The organism is Coleofasciculus chthonoplastes PCC 7420, assembly GCF_000155555.1.
Taxonomy (GTDB): Bacteria; Cyanobacteriota; Cyanobacteriia; order Cyanobacteriales; family Coleofasciculaceae; genus Coleofasciculus; species Coleofasciculus chthonoplastes_A.
The window spans coordinates 2713-5578 of record NZ_DS989891.1; the positions used below are offsets into that span (position 1 = coordinate 2713).

General features: G+C 49.1%; 3 protein-coding genes and 1 tRNA gene. 3 read left to right on the forward strand and 1 reads right to left on the reverse strand.

The window, feature by feature from the left end:
- On the reverse strand, positions 1–478 hold a 478-nt coding region (locus MC7420_RS34625), incomplete at its 3' end, for a class I SAM-dependent methyltransferase (protein ID WP_044211420.1).
- A gap of 106 nt (positions 479–584) precedes the next feature.
- On the opposite strand from MC7420_RS34625, the gene MC7420_RS34630 reads away from it, so the two are divergent.
- The 3 genes from MC7420_RS34630 to MC7420_RS34640 all read left to right on the forward strand — a co-directional run.
- Positions 585–1544, forward strand: coding sequence for a hypothetical protein (locus MC7420_RS34630; protein ID WP_157453458.1), 960 nt, complete (start codon positions 585–587; stop codon positions 1542–1544).
- A gap of 71 nt (positions 1545–1615) precedes the next feature.
- Positions 1616–1686 (forward strand) — tRNA-Gly (locus tag MC7420_RS34635).
- A gap of 118 nt (positions 1687–1804) precedes the next feature.
- Positions 1805–2866, forward strand: a 1062-nt coding sequence (locus MC7420_RS34640) for an RNA-guided endonuclease InsQ/TnpB family protein (protein WP_006106654.1), incomplete at its 3' end; no start/stop codon positions are given.

A 2866-nucleotide genomic window follows, 5' to 3' on the forward strand; every position in this document is an offset into this window, starting at 1 on the left:
AATTGGGGTCAGTGGTACTCCCTAAGATTGACTCAACATTGGTCACATTGTTCTCAGTTTTCAAGAATTCGATCATATCCAGCATCTCCGGCTGAATATCCACCGCCAGCACCTTACCCTGAGGAACACGAGGACTGATCCGAAAGCTAAAATAACCTGTACCTGCACCAATATCTGCCACAATATCCGTGGGTTTCAGGTTCAAGGCTTCAATCACCTGCTGTGGCTGTTCTTTCGTCTGACGGCTGGGGCGTTCTAACCAGAGGGCTTCGGTGTGTCCCATGACTTTGGCAATCTCTCGACCCATATAAAATTTACCAATCCCATCGGCGCTGTGAACCAGTCGCTCATGATAGATAGTGTCCGATTCGGCGGCGGTTGTGGGTAGGGTAATTCTCCACCCACTGAGGATTAGTCCGAATAGGAGAACACTGGCAATAATAATAATCTTGAACCTAGACAAGCGATAATTATTCATCGGTCACGACTGTCATTGGGCGATCGCAAAAAGAACGCTAAAAATTAATCCAGATGCTCAGTGGCTCTTTGGCAGTATGGAATTAAAGCATCCCAACCTGATTGTAATGACACAACCAACACTAAACCAACCTCAGATACCCCAACGCCGTCACGCTGACCCCCCGGCGCTATGGAGAACAGTTATTCTCAGTTCTGTGGCGATTCATTTAGTTGGCTTGGGGTTGCTGCGTCTGGCGCTATTGGGGCGCTTTCAGGACTGGCGGTTGAGTCAACGACTGATTCCCATTGAGATGATTGCGATCGCCTCGAATGCTACCATGCCAACTCCAGTGACTCAACCTCCACCTTCTCCGGTATCCCGAAAAACGCCAGCGAAGAGTTCTGAGAGTCAACCAGAATCAGCACCACAGACAAATCGCCCGACTAAGGCGATCGCAAACACTACTGAGGAAACGCCTAACCCTTCACCCACAAAGGTTTCCTCGCACAACTCACCGAACCAAACCCCGATCCCATCGCCAACGTCCACCACATCGGAAGGGACGGGAGAAACGCCGTCTCCTGAGCCATCAAAGGAACCGCCAAATCCGACTACGCCTAGTCCTTCTTCTCCCCCATCGCCAGAGGAACCACCAAAACCCACGTCACCGGAAAATCAGTCCGGCGGGGGTTTGATTGTCTCTATTAATGGACTCATACCCGTGCCTCAGGGTGGTGGTTCTAATATCGATCCGCAACGCAATCCAGGCGACCAATTTGCCAAAATCCTGAAAAAGAGCCAACCCCTTTCGGTGGATGAACTCACATCCTTAGGCATTACTCTGGAGCAACCTGTGGTTATCGAGGTTCTCGTTTTGATCACTGATATGGGTAAAGCAAAAGTTCTACCCGATAGGCGTTCCGAGCCGACTCAATTGCCACCAAGAACACTCACTCAAGAGCAAGCCACGAAACTCGCCCAGGCGATTATTGCCGATTGGAGTTTTTCACCAACATACATGGCGGGTAGCCCTGTGTACGGGTCGTACTTCCTAACCCTAGAAATTGATCCCCTAGGGAATTGAGCCGATAATTTTGGTGGAAACTTGCCAAACTTGTGTTATTGTGGTTTATACTAGAAAAGTTATGAGCGCCTGCGGGCATAGTTTAGTGGTAAAACCTCAGCCTTCCAAGCTGATGATGCGAGTTCGATTCTCGCTGCCCGCTTCTTATATTCTTCATCTTTCGCAAGCGGCTGGAGACCCTCACTTTTAGCGACGGGAGGAAAGCCGCGCCTCCGGTTACCGTTTACAGTTTTTACAGGGAATGTGATAGAATGTGAGGCATGACTCAACGCGCCTACCGATACCGCTTTTACCCAACGCCGGAACAAGAACAACTCTTGCGCCGCACGTTGGGTTGTGTTCGGTTGGTCTACAACTTGGCGTTGCACACCCGAACTGAAGGCTGGTATGAAAGGCAAGAGCGGATTGACTACAAACAGACATCCGCTATGCTGACAGATTGGAAAAAGCAAGAAGACAAGCAATTTCTTAATGAAGTGAGCTGTGTACCATTGCAGCAGGGATTGAGGAACTTGCAAAAAGCGTTTACCAATTTCTGGGCAGGTCGTGCTAAATACCCCAACTTCAAAAAGAAGCGGAATGGTGGTAGTGCTGAGTTTACTCGTTCTGCCTTTAAGTGGAAGGATGGGCAATTGTGGTTGGCAAAATGTTGTGAACCTCTGCCAATTCGCTGGAGTCGTACCCTTCCAGAAAACTGTGAACCCTCTACGGTTACAGTAAGGTTGGATGCTTCTGGGCGATGGTTTGTCTCTGTGTTGGTTGACGCTTCGGCTCCGCTCACTTCGGCTCCGCTCAGCGTCAACACCGAGCGGAGCCGAGGTGTTGAGGAGCATACGGTCAAATCGCTTCCTCAACTTGATAAAGCGATTGGGATTGATGCAGGTATTACCTCCTTGATTGCAACCAGCGATGGGGAAAAGATTGTCAATCCCAAGCATTTTAAGCGGCTAAAACGCAAGTTGAGACAAGCTCAAAAAGCATTGTCTCGCCAGGTGAAAGGTTCAAATAATAGGGAAAAGGCAAGGCGGCAGGTTGCTCGAATCCATGCTCAAATTGCCGACGCCCGTAAAGATTTCCTTCACAAGCTAACGACTCGACTGGTACGTGAAAATCAAACGATTGTTGTCGAAGATTTAGCCGTGAAGAATATGATGAAAAACCATAAGTTGGCTCAAGCAATTGCTGACGCAAGCTGGAGTGAACTGGTTCGTCAATTGGAGTATAAGTGCCAGTGGTACGGTCGAATACTGGTTAAGATTGACCGATGGTTTCCCAGCTCTAAGCGCTGTGGACATTGTGGTCACGTTGTTGATAAATTGCCG